Raw genomic sequence first — 21,161 nt, forward strand, 5'->3', positions numbered from 1 at the left:
ATTGAAGACATTTGACCATTTGACCGTTGTCGGTCTGCGCGAGTGGGTGGCGCTCCCGGATCTGGGAGTGGCGGGCCTGCGCGCCAAAATCGACACTGGGGCCAGCACCTCGAGCCTGCATGCCACCGATATCGAGCCGTTCGAGCGCGATGGCGAAAGCTGGGTGCGTTTCACCGCACACCTGGGCACGGTGGTGCAATTGCGTCACAGGCGTTGCGAGGCGCCCCTGGTGACGATGAAAACCATCAAAAGCTCCAACGGCCATGCGCAAAAGCGTTACGTGGTCAGCACCACCCTGGCCCTCGGTGATCGGGTATGGCGGGTGGAGTTCACTCTCGCCTGCCGAAAATCAATGCGTTATCGCCTGCTGCTTGGCTCCAAAGCCCTGATCGACGGCCAGTTGGTAGTCAGCCCGGGCGTCAAATATGTACAAGACAAGCCGGTGTTCCCGGTATCTACCTCCTCCACAGGTGTTGCATGAAGATCGCTGTGCTGTCGCGGAACCCGCGTCTGTATTCCACTCGTCGTCTGGTCGAAGCCGGTACTGAACGTGGACATGAAATGGTGGTGATCGACACCCTGCGCGCCTATATGAACATTGCCAGCCACAAGCCGCAGATCCACTACCGCGGCAAGCCGCTGGAAGGTTTCGACGCAGTGATCCCGCGGATCGGCGCGTCGGTGACGTTTTACGGCTGCGCCGTGTTGCGTCAGTTCGAAATGATGGGGGTGTTTCCCCTCAACGAATCCGTCGCCATCGCCCGCTCCCGGGACAAGCTGCGTTCGTTGCAGTTGTTGTCACGCCGGGGCATCGGCTTGCCGGTGACAGGATTTGCCCACTCCCCGGATGACATTCCCGACCTGATCGACATGGTCAACGGCGCGCCGCTGGTGATCAAAGTGCTGGAAGGCACCCAGGGCATCGGTGTCGTGCTGTGTGAAACCGCGACGGCGGCGGAGTCGGTGATCGAGGCGTTCATGGGCCTCAAGCAGAACATCATGGTTCAGGAGTACATCAAGGAGGCCGGCGGCGCGGACATCCGTTGCTTCGTGGTCGGCGACAAGGTGATCGCCGCCATGAAGCGCCAGGCCAAGCCAGGGGAATTCCGCTCCAACCTGCACCGCGGTGGCAGCGCCAGCCTGATCAAGATCACACCGGAAGAACGCATGACCGCGTTGCGCGCCGCCAAGGTGATGGGGCTGACGGTGGCGGGGGTGGATATCCTTCGTTCCAATCACGGCCCGTTGGTGATGGAGGTGAACTCGTCGCCGGGCCTCGAAGGGATCGAGACCACCACCGGGAAGAATGTGGCGGGCATCATCATCGAGCATTTGGAGAAGAATGGTGGGCCGAACATGACACGGACCAAAGGAAAGGGTTGAGGAGCAGCTTCGAGCTGCAAGATGAAGCGGCGAGATGCTCGGCTTTTTCTTGCCGCTTGTAGCTTGCAGCTCGAAGCTGCTCCTATACCGCATCCCTGGGCAACATCAACCCCAACGGCAACCGCACCCGCGCTTCCAGCCCGCCACCGGCGCGGTTGCGCAGCTCGACGTTGCCGCCATGCATCGAAGCGATGCGTTTGACGATTGCCAGGCCCAAGCCGGTGCCCTTGCCACCCCGGGCACGATCACCCCGTGTAAACGGATTGAAGATCGCTTCCAGCTCCGCCGGGTCGATCCCGGCGCCACGGTCCATCACGCTCAGTACCACGTACGGTGCATTCACATCGCCGGACACATGCGCCGCCACTTCCACGCCATTGCCCGCGTGATGCAGGGCATTGCCGATCAGGTTGTTGAGCAGGCGCTTCATCGACACCCGGCGCAATGGAAATGGCTGTATCGGCTCCAGACGAAGCCTGACTTTCTCTTCGTTCTGGTTGTACGGCGCGGCGACTTCACGCACCAGGTCGGTCAAGTCGACCTCTTCCACCGACTCGTCGCGGCCGTCGCGGATAAACGCCAGGAACTGATCGAGAATCGCGTCCATGTCCTCGATGTCGCGGACCATGTCGTCCGTCAAGTCGGTGCGGTCGCCCATCAACTCCAGCGACAGGCGCAACCGGGTCAGCGGTGTGCGTAAATCGTGGGAGACCCCCGCCAGCATCAGCTCACGTTCGCGGCCAGCCTGTTCGACGTCTTCGGCCATCTGGTTGAAGGCGCGATACACCTCGGTCATCTCGCTGGGCGTATCGCTGATCGGCAGGCGCACACTGCGGCCCTGGCCAAGTTGCCGGGCGGCGTATACCAGACGCTTGAGCGGTTGGTTGAGCTGACTGACGAAGATCCACGCCGACGCAGTGGACAGCAAACCGATGGCGAGGAACCAACCGAGCACGTTCCAGATTTTTTGGCCGCGCAGCGGATGCGGGTATAGCGGCACTTTCAACCAACCATCGCCCAGGCTCGGGGCCCGAACCCACAACGCTGGCGGCGAGTGCATGCGCAATCGTACCTCGGTGTCGGCGCCCAGTTCCGCCTGCATCTGGCGCTGATAGATCTCGCTATAAGGCCAGTGCTGCTCGCCTTCCGGCACACCGGCACCGACCACGCGGATCAGGGTCGCGGCCTCGGCGATCTTGTCGCGGTTGTTTTCATCGGCAGCCCAATAGGCACGCAGCGTCAGGGCAACGCCGTGGCTGTATTGGCGGTCCACCAGCACGTCTTCGTTCATCAGCAGATAAACCAGGGTCAATGCTTTGGAGAACAGGACGACGATCAGCACCAGCCACAGGGTGCGGGAGAAGAAACTCTGGGGGAACCACACGGGGGTTTTCATGGATAACCGCTACACACTTGCAGGAGCGAGCGATGCTCGCACATTGCGGATTGCGAGTCTGCGGACAACTGCGTCCGCATGACCCGCTCCTACAAATCGCCAATCACTTGGTGGCGGCGCCATCCGGAACGAACACGTAGCCAACACCCCAGACGGTCTGGATATAACGCGGCTTGGATGGATCAGGTTCGATCATCCGACGCAGACGAGAGATCTGCACGTCGATGGAGCGCTCCAGCGCATCCCACTCACGGCCACGGGCCAGGTTCATCAGCTTGTCACGGGTCAGTGGCTGACGCGCGTTCATCACCAATGCCTTGAGTACCGCGAACTCGCCGGTAGTCAGCATATGCACTTCCGCACCGCGCTTGAGTTCACGAGTGGCCAGGGACAATTCATAGTCACCGAAGGTCACACTTTCCTCTTCGCTGCCGGGCGCGCCTGGCACAGGGGCCGACTGCCGACGCAGAACCGCCTTGACCCGGGCCATCAGCTCGTCCGGGTTGAACGGCTTGGCCAGGTAATCGTCGGCGCCCAATTCCAGGCCCTTGATACGGCTCAGCTCGTCGCCCTTGGCGGTGAGCATGATGATTGGAATCTGATTGTTCGCGCTGCGCAGGCGGCGGCAGGCGGTCAGACCGTCTTCACCGGGCAGCATCAGGTCGAGGACAACCAGGTTGAACACTTCACGCGCCAGCAGGCGGTCCATTTGTTCGGTGTTCGGGACAGCGCGTGCGCGGTAGCCCTTGCTGACGAAAAAACGCTCCAGCAGGCTGCTGAGCCCCGGGTCGTCGTCAACGATTAGAATTTTTTCGCCTTCAGCAATGTTTGCAGTGCTGCTCATTGGATGCTCCTTTGATCTCGGCGCGCATTATGGCGTAGCTGCCGTTATACGCACCGTGTGCATTGTTAGCAGATTTTTCCTTCACCGCCAGAAATACGGGCATTGTGCCTACACCCCGTGATGCACCCGAATGACAGAACGCTGGTTATAATGCGCGGCCATTTGTGTCAGGCAATGCCTGATTCCTGTTGCCGCGGCTCTCGTTTATCTTTCTGGCCGCCGCAGTAATTGTTCGATTTCACGGGTCAACGGGATGCCTGTTGATCCAGGCAGCGGTGCTCGCCAGGCCGCTCAACCAGACTCGCCGAGCCCTGTTTACGTGCCAGCGAGCCTGCTTTCACAATTTGTCAGGTGGTTTTATGGACAGCATCAACAGCCGCATCGCCGAGGAACTCGGCGTACGCCCACAACAGGTCGAAGCGGCCGTCGCGCTACTCGATGAAGGTTCAACCGTTCCCTTCATCGCCCGTTACCGGAAAGAAGTGACCGGCAGTCTCGATGACACCCAGCTGCGTCACCTGGAAGAGCGCCTGCGTTACCTGCGAGAACTCGACGAACGGCGTATCAGCATCCTCGCCAGCATCCAGGAACAGGGCAAACTGACCCCGCAACTGGAGCGCGACATCAAGCTCGCCGACACCAAGACCCGTCTCGAAGACTTGTATCTGCCGTACAAGCAGAAGCGCCGCACCAAGGGCCAAATCGCCCTGGAAGCTGGCCTCGGCGAGCTGGCGGACAGCCTCTTCAACGACCCGACCTTGACCCCGGATACCGAAGCCGCCCGCTTCATCGACGCTGAAAAAGGCGTGGCCGATGTGAAGGCCGCCCTCGAAGGTGCCAAGTACATCCTCATGGAGCGCTTCGCCGAAGACGCCGGCCTGCTCGACAAGTTGCGCAACTACCTGAAGCAGGAAGCCATCCTCAGTGCCCGCGTGATTGCCGGCAAGGAAGAGGAAGGCGCCAAGTTCCGCGACTACTTCGAACACGACGAACCGCTCAAAAGCATGCCGTCGCACCGCGCCCTGGCGATTTTCCGTGGCCGCAACGAAGGCATCCTCAGCTCCGCGCTGAAAGTAGGTGATGAATTGCCAGGCACGATGCACCCGTGCGAAGGCATGATCGGCCAACACGTCGGCATCCAGAACCAGAACCGTGCAGCCGACAAATGGCTGGGCGAAGTGGTGCGCTGGACCTGGAAGGTCAAGCTCTACACCCATCTGGAAACCGACCTGCTCGGCGAGCTGCGCGACGGCGCGGAAACCGAAGCGATCAACGTGTTCGCCCACAACCTGCACGACTTGCTGCTGTCGGCCCCGGCCGGCCCACGCGCGACCCTGGGCCTGGACCCGGGCCTGCGCACCGGCTGCAAGGTTGCCGTGGTCGATGCCACCGGCAAGCTGCTGGATCACGCTACCGTCTACCCGCACGTGCCGCACAACAAGTGGGACCAAACCATCGCGATCCTGGCTGCCCTGTGCGCCAAGCATTCGGTGGACTTGATCGCCATCGGCAACGGCACCGCCAGCCGTGAAACCGACAAGCTGGCGATCGAGCTGATCAAAAAATACCCAGCCATGAAAATGACCAAGGTCATGGTTTCCGAGGCCGGCGCATCCGTGTACTCGGCATCGGAACTGGCGGCCAAGGAATTCCCGGACCTCGACGTGTCGATCCGTGGCGCGGTGTCGATTGCACGTCGTTTGCAGGACCCACTGGCGGAGTTGGTGAAAATCGATCCGAAATCCATCGGTGTCGGCCAGTACCAGCACGACGTATCGCAGCTGAAACTGGCGCGCGGCCTGGACGCCGTGGTCGAAGACTGCGTAAACGCCGTGGGTGTGGACGTAAACACCGCTTCCGTCGCATTGCTGGCACGCATCTCCGGGCTCAACGCGACGTTGGCGCAGAACATCGTCAGCCACCGAGACGAGCACGGCGCGTTCAAAACCCGTGCAGCGCTGAAGAAAGTCGCTCGCCTGGGCGAAAAAACCTTCGAACAGGCAGCCGGTTTCCTGCGCGTGATGAACGGCGATAATCCGCTGGATTCGTCGGCGGTTCACCCGGAAGCCTATCCACTGGTACAACGCATCGCGGCTGAAACCGACCGCGATATCCGCTCCCTGATCGGTGACGCCGGTTTCCTCAAGCGCCTCGACCCGAAGAAGTACACCGATGAAACCTTCGGTCTGCCGACGGTCACCGACATCCTGCAAGAATTGGAGAAGCCAGGCCGCGACCCCCGTCCGGAGTTCAAGACTGCGGAGTTTCAGGAAGGCGTCGAAGACCTCAAGGACCTGCAGCCTGGAATGATTCTCGAAGGCGTAGTCACCAACGTGACCGCCTTCGGCGCATTCGTCGACATCGGTGTGCATCAGGACGGTTTGGTACACATCTCTGCACTTTCGGAGAAGTTCATCAAGGATCCGCGCGAGGCGGTGAAAGCCGGCGATGTGGTGAAAGTGAAGGTCATGGAAGTCGACATCCCGCGCAAACGCGTAGGCCTGTCGATGCGCATGGGCGACACACCTGGCGAAAAAGTCGACGGTGCCCGTGGCTCGCGTCCGGGTTCGGCACCGCGTCAGTCGTCGAACAACGCACCGCGCAAGGAAACCACGGCGGCGGCCCCGGCCAACAACGCCATGGCTTCGTTGTTCGCCAACGCCAAGCAGTTGAAAAAGCGTTGATGGACATCCCGGCCGGGCTGACCGAAAGCGCGTTTTTCAAGTTGCTGGGCTGTCGTTTGCACAGCCTGGAAGCCGGGGTAGCGCAAGTCGCCCTGGCGCTTGAGCCGCCGCTGCGTAATCGCGGCGGCAAGCTGCATGGCGGGGCGTTGTTCAGTCTGGTGGACATTGCCATGGGGTTGGCGTGCTCCAGTACCCACGGTTTTGACCAGCAGAGCGCCACCATCGAATGCAAGATCAACTACATTCGCGCGGTTAGCGACGGTGAAGTGATGTGCACGGCGCGGGTGATTCACCCGGGCCGCCGCACGTTGGTGGTCGAGGCCGAGGTGATGCAGGGCGACAAACTGGTCGCAAAAGCACAAGGCACGTTCGCTGTGCTGTAGCTAGTCGCCATCAATTTGAGTTAATTTCGCTGTAACGCCTTTCCCCATATTTGTAGGAGCGAGCATGCTCGCGATGGTAGGCCGGACACCGCTGGGTGTCAGGCAGCCAACGTTATCGTTGACCTCCATCGCGAGCATGCTCGCTCCTACAGTAGAGAGGATGCGCAGATTTTGATCAAACAGCGATAAAAACCAGGCGAAAACGCCAGTTTTAACTTCACCCTTGTAGACCGTCCTGCCCACCCCCATATTGGGGCGACTGACGCGTGAAGGAATCCAACTTGAGCGAACTTCTCAACCGCCGCCTGGCTCTGCTTGGCGAGCGCGCTAACCTCTCTCTGCTCGAACAGTGCCTTCACGGCATCGAACGTGAATGCCTGCGCGTGACCAGCGAAGGACGCTTGGCGCAAACGCCGCACCCCGAAGAATTGGGTTCCGCGCTGACCAACGAACAGATCACCACCGACTACTCCGAGTCGCTGCTGGAGTTCATTACTCCGGCCCTGCCCGACCCGGCGGACACCCTGGCGAGCCTGGACAAGATTCATCGTTTTGCCTACAGCAAGCTCGGCAACGAGTACCTGTGGAGTCCGTCGATGCCGTGCCCGCTGCCGGCCGAGGAAGATATCCCGATCGCCTATTACGGCACCTCCAACATCGGCCAGCTCAAATATGTCTACCGTAAGGGTTTGGCCCTGCGGTACGGCAAGACCATGCAGTGCATCGCCGGGATTCACTACAACTTTTCCCTGCCGGAAAAGCTCTGGCCGCTGCTCAAGGAAACCGAAGGTTTTGTCGGCACCGATCGCGACTATCAGTCGTCGGCTTACATCGCCCTCATCCGCAACTTTCGTCGCTACAGTTGGCTGCTGATGTACCTGTTCGGTGCTTCGCCAGCGCTCGATGCCGGTTTTCTGCGCGGTCGTTCGCACCAGTTGGAACAACTGGACCCGGACACGCTCTACCTGCCGTATGCCACCAGCCTGCGCATGAGTGACCTGGGTTACCAGAGCAACGCCCAGGCCGGCCTGACGCCGTGCTACAACGATCTGGCGAGCTACACCGACAGCCTGCGCCAGGCAGTAGCCACGCCGTATGCGCCGTATGTAGAGATCGGAACTCATCAGGACGGTGAGTGGGTTCAACTCAACACCAACATCTTGCAGATCGAAAACGAGTACTACTCCAACATCCGCCCGAAACGCGTGACCTACACCGGCGAGCGGCCGATCCAGGCCCTGATGGCCCGTGGCATCCAGTACGTCGAAGTACGTTGCCTGGACATCAACCCGTTCCTGCCGATGGGCATCGATCTCACCGAATCACGCTTCATTGACGCGTTCCTGCTGTATTGCGCGCTCAACGACAGCCCGCTGCTGACCAACAATTCGTGCGGCAATGCGACGTCGAACTTCCTCAGCGTGGTCAAGGAAGGTCGCCGCCCAGGCCTGCAACTGCAGCGTGACGGTCAACCGGTCGCGCTCAAGGAATGGGCGGGTGAGTTGCTGGAGAAGATTGCACCGCTGGCGGCGTTGCTGGATCAGAGCCATGGCGGCGACGCCCACAGCAAGGCGCTGGATGCGCAACTGGCCAAGGTCAAGGATTCGTCCTTGACCCCTTCGGCCCAGGTGTTGGCCGCCATGGCAGAGCACAAGGAGAGTTTCGCCCAGTTCTCCCTGCGCCAGAGCCAGGCTCACGCTGAGTACTTCCGCAGCGAGCCGCTGAGCCTCGAAGACCAGACAGCATTCGAAGAACGCGCGCGGGCGTCGCTGGCCGAGCAGGTGGAGCTGGAACAGCACGAAGTCGGCGATTTCGATGTGTTCGTCGGGGCGTACCAGGCGAGCATTCTGGCGATCAGCAATTAGATCCCGAGAGGTCCTGCGGACCTCATCGCGAGCACGTCGAATCGTCGCACCGTCGCTCCTACAGGGGATTTGTGGCGTCCACAGATTTTCTGTAGGAGCAGCTTGCTCGCGATGGCAACGCCGCGCAGCCACGCCTAAAATCCACCAACGCTAAGCTAATTCTAAAAAGTTATTTATTTTAGAATTCTTAGATCATTTAGTCTCCTTCTCACGCCGATCCTCGGTCGCCCGACAAGGAGCTTTCCCATGAAACTGCATTTCCCCCTTCGCCTCCTGGCGGCCGCTTCGCTGGCCGCGGCGAGTTTGTTTGCTCAGGCGGCCGACCTCACCGTCGCCTACCAGACCACCGTCGACCCGGCCAAAGTCGCTCAGGCCGATGGTGCTTATGAAAAGGCCACCAAAGCCGACATCAACTGGCGAAAATTCGATAACGGTGCCGACATCATCGCCGCCATTGCCTCGGGTGACGTGCAGATCGGCTACCTCGGCTCCAGCCCCCTGACCGCCGCCATCACCCGCAAGGTCCCGGTGCAAACCTTCCTCATCGCCACCCAGATCGGCGCCGCCGAAGCCCTGGTCGCGCGTGACGGTTCCGGGATCAAGACGCCTCAGGATCTGGTCGGCAAGAAAATCGCCGTGCCATTCGTATCCACTGGACACTACAGCCTGCTGGCCGCTTTGAAGCACTGGAACATCGACCCGTCGAAAGTCACCGTGCTCAACCTTGCGCCGCCAGCCATCGTCGCCGCCTGGAAACGCGGTGACATCGACGCCACCTATGTTTGGGACCCGACGCTCGGCGTAGCCAAGGAAAACGGCAAGGTGCTGATCACTTCGGGTGAGTTGGCCAAGTTCGGCGCACCGACCTTCGACGCCTGGATCGTGCGCAAGGACTTCGCCGAGAAGCACCCAGAGATTGTCACCGCATTCGCCAAAGTCACCCTGGACGCCTACGCCGAATACCGCAAGGACCCGCAAGCCTGGCTCGCCAACCAGAGCAACGTCGACAAGCTGGTGAAGCTGTCCGGTGCCAAGGCCAGCGACATCCCTCTGCTGCTGCAAGGCAACTTCTACCCGCTGGCGGCTGATCAGGTGAGCAGCCTGGGCGCACCGACCACCAAAGCCATCACCGACACCGCCGTGTTCCTCAAGGAGCAAGGCAAGGTCGAGGCCGTGCTGCCGGACTACGCGCCCTTCGTCAGCGCCAAGTTCATCACCAACTGATCGGGAGTACATCGCGATGGCCTTGCTACAACTGGAGCGCATCAGCGCACAGTACCCCGGCAGCCCGGAACCGGTGCTGGCGGACATTTCCCTGAGCCTGGGCCCCCGGCAGTTGCTGGTGGCCCTCGGGCCGTCCGGCAGTGGCAAGACTTCGCTGTTGAACCTGATTGCCGGGTTCGTCAAGCCCAGCGCCGGGCGCATCACCCTCGACGGTGTGCCGGTCAAAGGCCCAAGCGCCGAGCGCGGCGTGGTGTTTCAGGACGATGCCTTGCTGCCGTGGCAGGACGTGCTGACCAACGTCGGTTTCGGCCTGGAACTGGCCGGCGTACCCCGGGAGCAACGCGAAGCGCGCGCCCGGGAAATGCTGACGCTGGTTGACCTGTCCGGTTTCGAACACCGGCGCATCTGGCAGCTTTCCGGCGGACAGAAGCAGCGCGTCGGCCTGGCGCGCGCCCTGGCCGCCGACCCACGTGTTTTGCTGATGGATGAACCCTTCGGCGCCCTTGATGCCTTCACCCGCGAACAAATGCAGGAGCTGCTGTTGCAGGTGTGGCAACGCGCCGCCAAACCGGTGTTCCTGATTACCCATGACATCGAAGAAGCGGTGTTCCTCGCCACGGACCTGATTCTGTTGGCGCCCAACCCCGGGCAAATCGTCGAGCGCCTGCACCTGGACTTCGGCCTGCGCTACGCAGCCGGTGAGTCGGCGCGCTCGATCAAGTCCGACCCACGCTTCATCGAAACCCGCGAGCACGTTCTGGGCAAAGTGTTCTCGCAACGCAGCGCGGTTTTGCTGCAGGAGCGCGCATGAGCAGCTATGAGATTCCAGCCGTCGCGGTCAAACCCGACGCAACCGTCATTGCACTTCGGCGCAGTCTGAGCACACGCTGGATCAGTGTCCTGACCTTGATTGCATTGCTTGTCCTGTGGTGGGCTGTCACTGCTACGGGGCTGATCGAACCTTTGTTCCTGCCGCCACCGGCCGCCGTCTTGCAAAAAGGCTGGCTACTGGCAACCTCCGGCTACATGGATTCCACGTTGTGGCAACACTTGGGCGCGAGCCTCGGTCGGATTGGCCTGGGCCTGGGCTTCGCGGTGTTGACCGCCGTGCCCGTCGGTATCGCGATTGGCGCCAATCGCATTGCACGCGGCATCCTCGACCCTTTGATCGAGTTCTATCGCCCGATTCCGCCGCTGGCCTATTTGCCGCTGATTGTGATCTGGTGCGGCATCGGCGAGCTGTCGAAAGTCCTGCTGATCTACCTCGCGATTTTCGCGCCGATTGCCATCGCCACCGCCACCGGCGTGCGCACCGTCGACCCGGCGAAATTGCGCGCCGCGCAGTCCCTGGGCGCAACCCGCGTGCAACTGATTCGGCATGTGATTTTGCCGAGCGCCCTGCCAGACATCCTGACCGGCGTGCGCATCGGCCTGGGCGTCGGCTGGTCGACGCTGGTCGCCGCCGAACTGATCGCCGCTACCAGCGGCCTGGGCTTCATGGTGCAGTCGGCTGCGCAGTTCCTGGTCACCGATGTGGTGGTGCTGGGAATTCTGGTGATCGCGCTGATCGCCTTCGCCCTCGAAATGGGCTTGCGTGCGCTGCAACGCAAGCTGGTGCCGTGGCATGGCCAGGCGCATTGAACACTGAACAACGAACTCCCCATGTAGGAGCGAGCTTGCTCGCGATAGCGGAGTCTCAGCCGCACAACTGTGCCTGATTCACCGCCATCGCGAGCAAGCTCGCTCCTACAGAAAAGTGGCACACCCCGAATTCGACGAGAACTACCATGAGCAGCCTGAACATCACCCCCTTGAGCTCCGCCCTTGGCGCACAAATCAGCGGCATCGACATCAGCCAGCCGTTATCCGTGGAACAGCGCAATGCCGTCGAACAAGCACTGCTCGAACACCAGGTCCTGTTCTTCCGCAACCAGCCAATCACCCCGCAACAGCAGGCACGTTTTGCCGCCAACTTTGGCGACCTGCACATTCACCCGATCTACCCGAACGTGCCGGAACAACCCGAGGTACTGATCCTCGACACCGCCGTCACCGACGTCCGCGACAACGCCATCTGGCACACCGACGTCACGTTCCTTGCGACGCCTGCGATGGGGGCGGTGTTGAGCGCAAAACTGCTCCCGGAGTATGGCGGCGACACGTTGTGGGCCAGTGGCATTGCCGCCTATGAAGCGCTGTCGGCGCCGATGAAAAGCCTGCTCGAAGGGCTGACCGCCACTCACGATTTCACCCGCTCGTTTCCGTTGGAGCGCTACGGCAACACTCCCGAGGCACTGGCGCAATGGGAAGAAACCCGGCGCAAGAACCCGCCGCTGTCACATCCGGTCATTCGCACCCATCCGGTGAGCGGGCGTCGTTCGCTGTTTGTCAGCGAAGGCTTCACCTCGCGCATCAACGAACTGTCGGACACCGAGAGCGAGACGATTTTAAGATTCCTGTTCGCCCACGCCACCCGTCCGGAATTCACCATTCGCTGGCGCTGGCAGCAGGACGATGTCGCGTTCTGGGACAACCGAGTGACCCAGCATTACGCGGTGGACGATTACCGCCCGGCGCGGCGGGTGATGCAGCGGGCGACGGTGTTGGGGGATGTGCCGTTTTTTCGCTGAATAGCTGATTTCTTTAGTGCCTGAACCTGCGCTATCGCGGGCAAGCCCGCTCCTGCAGAAGACCGCGCTCGTCCTGTGGGAGCGAGCCTGCTCGCGATGAGTCAGGAAAAGGCGCCAGAGGATCCAGCGCCAAACACTCACTGCGCCAACGAAGGCTTCTCCCAAAGATTGATCCCGCCTTCCTGGGCAAAACGGTCAATCTCTGCCAGTTCCTCGGCACTGAAGCTCAAACTCTTCAGCGCCCCCACGTTCTCGACGATCTGCTCTGGCCGGCTCGCCCCGATCAGCGCCGAGGTCACCCGCGGATCGCGCAGGGTCCAGGCCAAGGCCAGTTGCGCCAGGCTTTGCCCACGACGCCGGGCGATCTCGTTTAACGCCCGCACGTGAGCGATGTTGGCTTCGGACAAGTGCGAGGCCTGTAACGAACCACCTCCCGGACGATTGACACGGGCATCGGCCGGCACGCCGTTGAGGTACTTGTCCGTCAGCAGCCCCTGGGCAAGCGGGGTGAAAGCAATCACACCGGCGCCGAGTTCATCGGTGACGTCCAGCAGGTCCTTTTCCACCCAACGATTGAGCAGGTTATACGCCGGCTGGTGAATCAACAGCGGCACTTTCCACTCTTTCAGCAACGCGGCCATCTCGCGGGTTTTCACCCCGGAGTAAGACGAGATGCCGATGTACAACGCCTTGCCCTGCTGCACCGCCGTGGCCAATGCGCTGGCCGTTTCCTCCAGCGGCGTGTCCGGGTCGAAACGATGCGAGTAGAAAATGTCGACATAGTCCAGGCCCAGCCGTTGCAGGCTCTGGTCGAGGCTGGCCAGCACGTATTTGCGCGACCCGCCGCCCTGCCCGTATGGGCCCGGCCACATGTCCCAACCGGCCTTGCTGGAGATGATCAACTCGTCGCGGTAGGGCTTGAAGTCTTCACGCAGCAAACGCCCGAAATTGATCTCGGCACTGCCATACGGCGGGCCGTAGTTGTTTGCCAGGTCGAAGTGGTTGATGCCCAGGTCGAACGCCGTACGCAGCAAGGCACGCTGGGTGTCGATCGGTGTGCTGTCGCCGAAATTGTGCCACAGGCCCAGGGACAGGGCCGGCAACACCAGACCGCTGCGACCGACGCGGCGATAAGGGATGGATTCATAGCGGTTTTCGGCTGCGGTGTGAGTCATCGAGTCCTCTCTTGTTTGTCTTGAAGTTGGTATCGACTGCTTCGCAAGTCGCCCAGCATACGCCCAGACAAACGCCAAAAACCCTCTGACTCGATTATTAGCTGAAACGTTTCACAAAACGTTCGCCAGATTCCTACGTCGACAGCTCACGCAGCGCTGCTGCCGCCAGAAAACCTGATCTTGAGCGGTAACGCTGGTCGCGCCTTACCGTCTGGTCGATTCGCTCAAGCAGTTGCTCTGGCAGCGTTGCATTGAAGCGCACCGCCTTGCCGAAATAAGGCGTGATATCGAACTCCACCACCGCCCAAACGCCTCCGGCGTAATCGGGGTTGGCGATGTGCACATCGATTTCCTGCACTTGCGGCAAGGGGTCACCATCGGCCACCAGCCCTTCGTAATGCAGGGACAAAGCCTCTTGCACGCTATCAAGGGCCTGCGCCACTGTGCTGCCCGCGGAGAAACAACCCGGCACATCCGGGACGATCACTCCGTAGTCCGAATCGGCATCCTTATGCAGAACGACTGGAAATTTCATGTCGATGAATCCTTCCTGAGAAGTGTCCCCAACGGGACCTTCAAATTCGATCACGGGCATCATTTCAGACCCGCCTGTTTCAATATGCTGTTGATCGTTCCTTTTGGAAGATCGGAATCAGGGTGCTTGATCGTCACCCTCCCTGCCTTGCAGAGATGTTTGTACTGATGATGGCTGCCTCTGACGGCAACCAGATACCAACCATCGTCCTCGATCATCCTGATCATTTCCCGACTCCGCATTTCCTTCGCCTTATTCGACAGCAATCTTCGAGCAATCTACGCGAACAGGCTGAACAAATATACACACCATACACACTTTGAAAAATACTAGCCAGTCAGCTCAGGAACGACCTTGCATCCAGACCAATGGCTACCGCGCCCCCGCAAACACCTCCCCCAACCAGTCCACAAACACTCGCACACGGGGCGACATGTGGCGGTTGTGCGGGTACAGCACCGACACTGGCATCGGTGGTGGCGGGGTGTCGGGCAGGACTTCCTGGATCAGACCCTGGGCGATCTGGGTGTGCATGCGGTATTGCGGGCACTGGATCAGGCCCAGGCCGGCGATGGCCGAGGCGGCGTATATTTCGGCGCCGAACACCGAAATCGCGCTTGGGATTGGCACTTCGTGCAGTTGGCCATCAACCAGGAATTCGAATGGAAACAGCTTGGCGTTGCTGCGCGAGACGTAGTTCACCGCACGATGGTGCCTGAGGTCGTCGAGGTTTTTCGGTTCGCCGTATTTGCGCAGGTAGGACGGGCTGGCGCAGGTGATCTGGCGCAGATTGGCCACGCGTTTGCCGATCAGGGTGGAGTCGGTCAGCGTGCCGGCGCGCAGCACGCAATCGACGCCTTCACTGATCAGGTCCACCAGACGGTCGGCCTCGCTGATCGACAACTCGATCTCGGGATAACGCGCCATGAATTGCGGCAGCGCTGGAATGACGAAGCTCCTGGCCAGGGTGCCATGCAAATCCACCCGTAGCAGCCCTTTGGGCGCCACGCCGCGAAACGCCAGTTCGGCATCTTCCAGCTCCGCCAGCAACTGCACGCAACGCTGGTAATACGCTTCACCATCCAGCGTGGGACGGACCTTACGCGTACTGCGCTCAAGTAAACGCGTGCCGAGCCAGGCTTCGAACTGATTCAGGGTGTGGGTCAGCGTGGCGCGCGGCAGGTTCAGGTCCTGGGCCGCCAGGGTGAAGCTGCTGCGCTCGTAGATCCGCACAAAGACCTTCATTGCCTTGACTTGATCCACCTCGAACTCCTGAGCACTGATTGTTGGCGATTATTGAACAGTCAAGGCAACTCTCGTGCATTTATCAGGTTGAGTAAACATGTGAGATTGGCTCCACTCTTCATCGACAGGAACCCGCACCATGACTGCTCAACAATCGAAAGTTGCCATTGTCACCGGCGCCTCCCGCGGTATCGGCGCAATGATTGCCAAACAACTGGCCAGCGAAGGTTTCGCCGTGGCGATCAACTACGCCAGCAGCGCCACTGAAGCTTCGAAACTGGTGGTGGAATTGCGCCAGGCGGGTCATCGAGCCATAGCGATCAGGGCTGACGTAGCCAACGCCGATGACGTGCGGCGGATGTTCGAGGAAACCGAAACACAACTGGGCAAGGTCGATGTGCTGATCAACAACGCCGGCATTCTCAAGGTCATGCCGCTGGCACAGCACAGCGACGAGTTATTTGAGCAAACCTTCAACATTCACGCGCGCGGCACTTTCAACACCCTGCGTGAAGCGGCCACGCGGATGAATGACGGCGGGCGCATCGTCAATTTCTCCAGCAGTACTGTCGGCATGAACCTGCCAGGTTACGCGGTGTACATCGCCAGCAAGGCGGCGGTGGAATCCCTGACCCAGGTGTTCGCCAAGGAAATGCGCGGTCGTCGGATCACGGTGAACGCGGTTGCGCCTGGCCCCGTGGCGACCGACCTGTTCTTGCACGGCAAGAGTGAGGAGCAGATCCAGAATTTCGCGAAGATGGCGCCGCTGGAACGGCTGGGTCAGCCGGAGGATATCGCGCGGGTGGTGTCGTTTCTGGTCGGGCCGGATTCGGCTTGGGTCAACGGACAGATTTTGCGCGCCAATGGGGGGCTGGTGTGACTATGCTCAATCCACAACCGAGGTGAATTCATCGCGGACAAGTCCGCTCCTACAGGGTTGGCGTTGCACCGAATAATGCGAGCAACATCGAAACTGTGGGAGCGGGCTTGCCCGCGATGAAGGCCCCCCCATCCAACAGGCAACCCATGCACACCACCATCATCATCACCTTCGGCCTGATCCTCCTGGCGCTGATGCTGTTCATCGGCGAGAAGATCGGCTTCAGCCGCCAGACGCTGACCTACAGCTTCATCGTCCTGTGGCTGGCCCTGACGATGATCAATGGCGCCATCGGGGTGGTCACGGCGGGCCAGCCAGTGACCACCGAGATGGTGGTGGGCAGCATCGTGTTCGGCGTGCCGGTGGCTGCGCTGGTGTTGTTCATGGCCTTAACCGAGCAAACCTGATCAGCGTACCAGGTGCAAAAACTGCATGTGTCGCTCGTACTGATCGAGGATGTCGTTGATCACCTGCTCCTTGGTGTAGCCCACCAGGTCGTAGTCCTGGCTGCCTTCACTAAGATGCACCTCGGCGCGGTAGTAACGCCGGTTGTTGAGCTGCTTGGAGCCCATGCCACCCCGTGCGAACGACGGCGTGAAGTAACCACGCATCTGCACCTGATAGATGAACGGATGCTGATCGCCGTGACCGATTTCCAGGCTGACGCTGTCATGGGCAGGGTCCGGTACGGTGACCACGTTCAACCCCTTCTCAACGAACACCGCCGTCACCTCTTCGATGGCCGGCCGCACCGTGCTTTCCATGAAGCGGTAAACCTCATCGCGCGACGGGAAATGCACCGCCTGGCTCAAGCGTTGACGCCAGCCGCCCCGTCGCGCCCCGGACACTGGCGCCAGCGAATGCAACTGTGCGATCTGCTTTTGCGACTCCAGGAAGAACGCCTTGTGCAGCCCCCACATCATCAGCAGCAGGATCATCGAAAACGGCAACGAGGTCAGCACCACCGCCGACTTCAACGCATCGATGCTGCCGGAGAACAACAGCGCGCTGGTCACCAGCGCGGTCATCGCGCCCCAGAACACCCGCAGCCATTTCGGCCCGTCTTCGTCCGGGTTGCCGCCCCTGGCAGACAGCGTCGACAACACCACGGTGCCGGAGTCCGCCGAAGTGACGAAGAACACGAAGCTGATGAAAACCGTCACCGCGATCACGGTTTTGCTCCACGGGTAGGTTTCCAGCAGCAGGTACAAGGTCATCGACGGGTTCTCGACGGCCGACAGGCCCAGTGCTGACATGCCATGATTGAGCACTTGGTCGATGGCGCTATTGCCGAAGATCGACATCCACGCCAGGGTGAACCCCAGTGGAATCAACAACACGCCGAAGACGAATTCGCGAATGGTCCTGCCACGGGAAATCCGCGCAATGAACAGCCCCACGAACGGCGACCAGGCAATCCACCAGGCCCAGTAGAACACTGTCCAGCCGCCGAGCCAGTCGCTGGGTTTGTCGTAGGCATAGAGATCGAAACTTTTCATCGGCAACGCGCCGAGGTAGTCGCCGATATTCTGCACAAGGGTATTGAGCAGATGTTGCGTGGGTCCGGCAAACAACACGAACAGCAGCAACGCGCAGGCCAGCAGCATGTTGATGTCGGACATCACCCGAACGCCTTTGTCGACTCCCGAGACGGCGACGATGATCGCAGCGCCCATCATCAGGGTAATCAGCCCCACCTGTACCCATTGGGTGTGAGCGATGCCGAACAGGTAGTCCAGACCCGAGTTGAGGTGCAACACGCCAAAACCCATATCGGCGCCGAGACCAAATACCGTGGCGATGATGCCAAAGCCGTCCACCGCGTAACCGATCGGGCCGTTGATGCGTTTGCCAATCAACGGATACAGCGCCGAGCGCAGGGCCAGCGGCAGGTTGTGACGGTAGGCGAAGTAGGCCAGCGCCATGCCGACGAAGGCAAACACGCCCCAGCCATGCAGGCCCCAGTGCAGAAAAAGAATCTGCATCGCCTGACGCGCCGCATCCGCCGTCCCGGCCGCCCCTTGTGGCGGTTGGGCCAGATGGGTCAGCGGCTCGGATACGCAAAAGAAGAACAGCGTGATGCTGATCCCGGCAGCGAACAGCATGCCGGCCCAGGACAGGTAACTGAATTCGGGCTCGTCGTGGTCGGCACCGAGCTTGATCTTGCCGTAGCCGGACAAGGCGGTGACCACCACGAAGACCAGATACAGCGTCATCGCCAGCAAGTAGTACCAGCCGACCGTATTGGCGGCCCAGTTTTGCGCCTCAAGAAGCCAGGCACCGGCCTGTTCCGGCATACAGATGACAACGACACCGAACAGCAGGATGAAGGTCGCCGCGAAGTAAAAAACCGGCGGGTTCATGCGCACCTGTTCGGTGGCGGGAAGGGACGATGCACTCATTAACGGTGCACCTCCAAGCAGTAAAACGTGGCTGTGAAATTCGGACTCAGCAAAGGCAGGCCTCCTGTTGTGAGCGGGCGGCGAACCACCGGTTTAACTTGAATGAGCGTTCAATTTAAACATGGATAGGCTGCTAAGGACTAATCGCAAGGCTGGGCGGTCGTGTTTGTGTAGCACTTAACACTCAATATTGTGGGAGCGGGCTTGCCCGCGATGGCTGCGTGTCAGTGTCCTTTATCCATTGACCGACCCACCGCTTTCGCGGGCAAGCCCGCTCCTACAGCGTTCAATGGCCAGAGCAACACCCTACTTCTGCGTCCCGTCATCATGCTGCAGATTGGCCTGCGTCAGGTTCGACCCCGCCGGCACGCTGCGGGTCAGCCAAACGTTACCGCCGATGGTCGAGCCTTTGCCGATGGTGATCCGCCCGAGGATGGTCGCGCCGGCATAGATCACCACGTCATCTTCGACGATCGGGTGCCGTGGATGACCCTTCTGCAACTGGCCGTCTTCATCCGCCGGGAAACGCTTGGCCCCCAGAGTCACGGCCTGATATATGCGCACGCGCTCGCCGATGATTGCCGTCTCGCCAATCACCACGCCGGTCCCATGGTCGATGAAGAAACTGCGGCCGATCTGCGCGCCGGGGTGAATGTCGATGCCCGTCGCCGAGTGGGCGATTTCCGAACTGATCCGCGCCAGCAAAGGCAGCCCGGCCCGGTAGAGATGGTGGGCCAGGCGATGGTGAATCACCGCCAGGATGCCCGGATAGCACAGCAACACTTCATCGACGCTGCGCGCCGCCGGATCGCCGTGATAGGCCGCCAGCACGTCGGTATCCAGAAGGCTGCGCAAGCCCGGCAGTGCCAAGGCGAACTCTTGAATGATGGCGATGGTTTTCGCCTCGACCTCGGTATCGGCCTCGGCGTTGTGACGAGCGACGTAACGCAGTTCGAGGCGTGCCTGGCCGAGCAGCGCATTCAACGCAACGTCGAGGGTGTGACCGACGTAGAAGTCTTCGCTTTCTTCACGCAAGTCCACCGGCCCCAGGCGCATGGGAAACAACGCGCCACACAACGCTTCCAGAATGTCTGCCATGGCCGCACGCGACGGCAGTTCTCGGCCGCCCTGCTCGCCACTGGCTCGGCCGTTTTGCGTACGCCACTGATCGCGCGCGCTACGCAGTTGGCTGACGATGGTTTGCAATTGCCAATGGCTGGAACGCTCACTCACGGTAAAAACTCCACACGGGCGGCCGGACTGTCTGACCGCGCTGACGGCGATAACTGTACGGCAAGCGTTGGAGGCCGAATTAAGAACCGATTGTGCTGTACTAAGCACTTTTGGCTATAAACGATTGGCGGTTGCCCCCTTCTATAGCCGTGCTTATAGTCCTGACTTGCCCATCCCCAGTACGGACCCATGATCAAACAACAGCTCGCTCGTTTCGACCGCCTCGACTTGCTCAGCCACCCGACCCCTCTGGAAAAACTCGGGCGCCTTTCGACTTGGCTGGGGCGCGACATTTATGTCAAACGCGACGATTTGACGCCGCTGGCGATGGGTGGCAACAAACTGCGCAAACTCGAATACCTGGGGGCCGATGCCCTGGCGCAGGGTGCGGACACGCTGATCACCGCCGGCGCGCTGCAATCCAACCACGTGCGCCAGACCGCTGCCCTTGCCGCCCGGCTCGGACTGGGCTGCGTCGCGCTGTTGGAAAACCCCCTGGGCTCTGACGATGCCAACTTCGTCGGCAATGGCAATCGGCTGCTGCTGGATCTGTTCGATGCGAAGGTAGAGCTGGTCGAGAATCTCGACAACGCCGATGAGCAACTCCAGGCACTGGCGGTGCGCTTGCGCACCACTGGCAAAAAACCTTATCTGGTGCCCATTGGAGGCTCCAATGCCTTGGGAGCCCTGGGTTACGTTCGAGCCGGCCTGGAGCTGGCCGAGCAGATCAAGGACACCGGCCTGAATTTCGCCGCGGTGGTGCTGGCCTCGGGCAGCGCCGGTACCCACAGCGGCCTGGCATTGGCGTTGAGCGAAGCCCTGCCGGATCTGCCGGTAATTGGCGTGACAGTGTCGCGTAGCGACGAGGACCAACGACCCAAGGTCCAGGGCCTGGCAGAGCGCACCGCAGCGCTGCTGGAAGTGAACGTACCCGCCGCTTTCAAAGTCCAGTTGTGGGACGAATATTTCGCGCCGCGCTACGGCGAACCCAATGCCGGAACCCTGGCGGCGGTGAAGCTGCTGGCGAGCCAGGAAGGCCTGCTGCTGGACCCGGTCTACACCGGCAAGGCCATGGCCGGGTTGCTCGACGGCATTGGTCGCCAGCGTTTCGACGAGGGGCCTGTCATTTTCCTGCACACCGGTGGCGCACCGGCGTTGTTTGCCTATAAGGATTTTCTGTAAGGGCGGATCGCCCGCCACGATCACGCGGAACCTGTAGGAGCGAGCATGCTCGCGATGGAGGTCCAGACACCGCGGGCGTTCAGACAGCCCGCGTCATCGT

Annotated in this window: 20 protein-coding genes; 12 read left to right on the top strand and 8 right to left on the bottom strand. The window is 60.8% G+C overall.

Annotated elements, in window-relative coordinates; genetic code table 11:
• The first annotated feature begins 1 nt into the window (after position 1).
• Positions 2-481, top strand: a complete 480-nt coding sequence (rimB, locus tag AB4N64_RS23830) for a retropepsin-like aspartic endopeptidase RimB (protein WP_460119079.1) — start codon at positions 2-4, stop codon at positions 479-481.
• Complete coding sequence (gene rimK, locus AB4N64_RS23835; RefSeq protein ID WP_065257794.1) at positions 478-1,383, top strand: 30S ribosomal protein S6--L-glutamate ligase; 906 nt, start codon at positions 478-480, stop codon at positions 1,381-1,383. The genes rimB and rimK overlap by 4 nt, the downstream gene beginning before the upstream one ends.
• A gap of 82 nt (positions 1,384-1,465) precedes the next feature.
• Here the strand turns inward: rimK and AB4N64_RS23840 are convergent, their stop codons facing one another.
• Positions 1,466-2,779 carry an ATP-binding protein gene (locus AB4N64_RS23840; protein WP_460119081.1) on the bottom strand — a complete coding sequence of 438 codons (1,314 nt, stop codon included), beginning with the start codon at positions 2,777-2,779 and terminating at the stop codon, positions 1,466-1,468.
• Between the two features lie 103 nt (positions 2,780-2,882).
• The gene (ompR, locus tag AB4N64_RS23845) at positions 2,883-3,623 is read right to left on the bottom strand and encodes an osmolarity response regulator transcription factor OmpR (RefSeq protein ID WP_192307465.1); all 741 of its coding nucleotides are present in this window, start codon (positions 3,621-3,623) and stop codon (positions 2,883-2,885) included.
• Between the two features lie 359 nt (positions 3,624-3,982).
• Here ompR and AB4N64_RS23850 point away from each other — a divergent pair, with 359 nt between their 5' ends.
• The 7 genes from AB4N64_RS23850 (at position 3,983) to tauD (ending at position 12,409) form a co-directional block, all read left to right on the top strand.
• Complete coding sequence (locus AB4N64_RS23850; RefSeq protein WP_460119084.1) at positions 3,983-6,307, top strand: Tex family protein; 2,325 nt, start codon at positions 3,983-3,985, stop codon at positions 6,305-6,307.
• Positions 6,307-6,690: a PaaI family thioesterase gene (locus AB4N64_RS23855; RefSeq protein WP_460119086.1), complete on the top strand. Its 384-nt coding sequence runs from the start codon at positions 6,307-6,309 to the stop codon at positions 6,688-6,690. Before AB4N64_RS23850 ends, AB4N64_RS23855 begins: the two co-directional genes overlap by 1 nt.
• Positions 6,691-6,971: 281 nt before the next feature.
• Positions 6,972-8,555 (top strand): glutamate--cysteine ligase, encoded by a 1,584-nt coding sequence (gene gshA, locus AB4N64_RS23860; protein ID WP_460119088.1) that lies wholly within the window; start codon positions 6,972-6,974, stop codon positions 8,553-8,555.
• A 246-nt stretch (positions 8,556-8,801) separates the two neighbouring features.
• Positions 8,802-9,779 (top strand): taurine ABC transporter substrate-binding protein, encoded by a 978-nt coding sequence (gene tauA, locus AB4N64_RS23865; protein ID WP_460119090.1) that lies wholly within the window; start codon positions 8,802-8,804, stop codon positions 9,777-9,779.
• 16 nt (positions 9,780-9,795) lie between these two features.
• Positions 9,796-10,590, top strand: a complete 795-nt coding sequence (gene tauB / locus AB4N64_RS23870; RefSeq protein ID WP_460119091.1) for a taurine ABC transporter ATP-binding subunit — start codon at positions 9,796-9,798, stop codon at positions 10,588-10,590.
• Positions 10,587-11,420, top strand: coding sequence for a taurine ABC transporter permease TauC (tauC, locus tag AB4N64_RS23875; RefSeq protein WP_460119093.1), 834 nt, complete (start codon positions 10,587-10,589; stop codon positions 11,418-11,420). Before tauB ends, tauC begins: the two co-directional genes overlap by 4 nt.
• Positions 11,421-11,566: 146 nt before the next feature.
• Positions 11,567-12,409 carry a taurine dioxygenase gene (gene tauD, locus AB4N64_RS23880; protein WP_460119095.1) on the top strand — a complete coding sequence of 281 codons (843 nt, stop codon included), beginning with the start codon at positions 11,567-11,569 and terminating at the stop codon, positions 12,407-12,409.
• Positions 12,410-12,546: 137 nt separating this feature from the next.
• On the opposite strand, the gene mgrA is transcribed toward tauD, so the two are convergent.
• The 4 genes from mgrA to AB4N64_RS23900 form a co-directional block, all read right to left on the bottom strand.
• Complete coding sequence (mgrA, locus tag AB4N64_RS23885) at positions 12,547-13,584, bottom strand: L-glyceraldehyde 3-phosphate reductase (RefSeq protein ID WP_460119096.1); 1,038 nt, start codon at positions 13,582-13,584, stop codon at positions 12,547-12,549.
• A gap of 133 nt (positions 13,585-13,717) precedes the next feature.
• Positions 13,718-14,119, bottom strand: coding sequence for a type II toxin-antitoxin system HicB family antitoxin (locus AB4N64_RS23890; protein ID WP_460119098.1), 402 nt, complete (start codon positions 14,117-14,119; stop codon positions 13,718-13,720).
• Positions 14,120-14,178: 59 nt separating this feature from the next.
• Positions 14,179-14,361: a type II toxin-antitoxin system HicA family toxin gene (locus AB4N64_RS23895; RefSeq protein WP_460119100.1), complete on the bottom strand. Its 183-nt coding sequence runs from the start codon at positions 14,359-14,361 to the stop codon at positions 14,179-14,181.
• Between the two features lie 130 nt (positions 14,362-14,491).
• Complete coding sequence (locus AB4N64_RS23900; RefSeq protein WP_460119102.1) at positions 14,492-15,382, bottom strand: LysR family transcriptional regulator; 891 nt, start codon at positions 15,380-15,382, stop codon at positions 14,492-14,494.
• A 121-nt stretch (positions 15,383-15,503) separates the two neighbouring features.
• On the opposite strand from AB4N64_RS23900, the gene AB4N64_RS23905 reads away from it, so the two are divergent.
• Positions 15,504-16,244 (top strand): SDR family oxidoreductase, encoded by a 741-nt coding sequence (locus AB4N64_RS23905; RefSeq protein WP_460119104.1) that lies wholly within the window; start codon positions 15,504-15,506, stop codon positions 16,242-16,244.
• A 146-nt stretch (positions 16,245-16,390) separates the two neighbouring features.
• Positions 16,391-16,651, top strand: a complete 261-nt coding sequence (locus tag AB4N64_RS23910) for a hypothetical protein (RefSeq protein WP_460119106.1) — start codon at positions 16,391-16,393, stop codon at positions 16,649-16,651.
• Here AB4N64_RS23910 and betT read toward each other — a convergent pair whose 3' ends face one another.
• Positions 16,652-18,646 (bottom strand): choline transporter BetT, encoded by a 1,995-nt coding sequence (betT, locus tag AB4N64_RS23915; RefSeq protein WP_460119108.1) that lies wholly within the window; start codon positions 18,644-18,646, stop codon positions 16,652-16,654.
• Between the two features lie 306 nt (positions 18,647-18,952).
• Complete coding sequence (gene epsC / locus AB4N64_RS23920) at positions 18,953-19,879, bottom strand: serine O-acetyltransferase EpsC (protein ID WP_460119110.1); 927 nt, start codon at positions 19,877-19,879, stop codon at positions 18,953-18,955.
• A gap of 189 nt (positions 19,880-20,068) precedes the next feature.
• On the opposite strand from epsC, the gene AB4N64_RS23925 reads away from it, so the two are divergent.
• The gene (locus AB4N64_RS23925; protein ID WP_460119112.1) at positions 20,069-21,061 is read left to right on the top strand and encodes a D-cysteine desulfhydrase; all 993 of its coding nucleotides are present in this window, start codon (positions 20,069-20,071) and stop codon (positions 21,059-21,061) included.
• The last annotated feature ends 100 nt before the right edge of the window (positions 21,062-21,161 follow it).

Source organism: Pseudomonas sp. S2_C03, assembly GCF_054668405.1.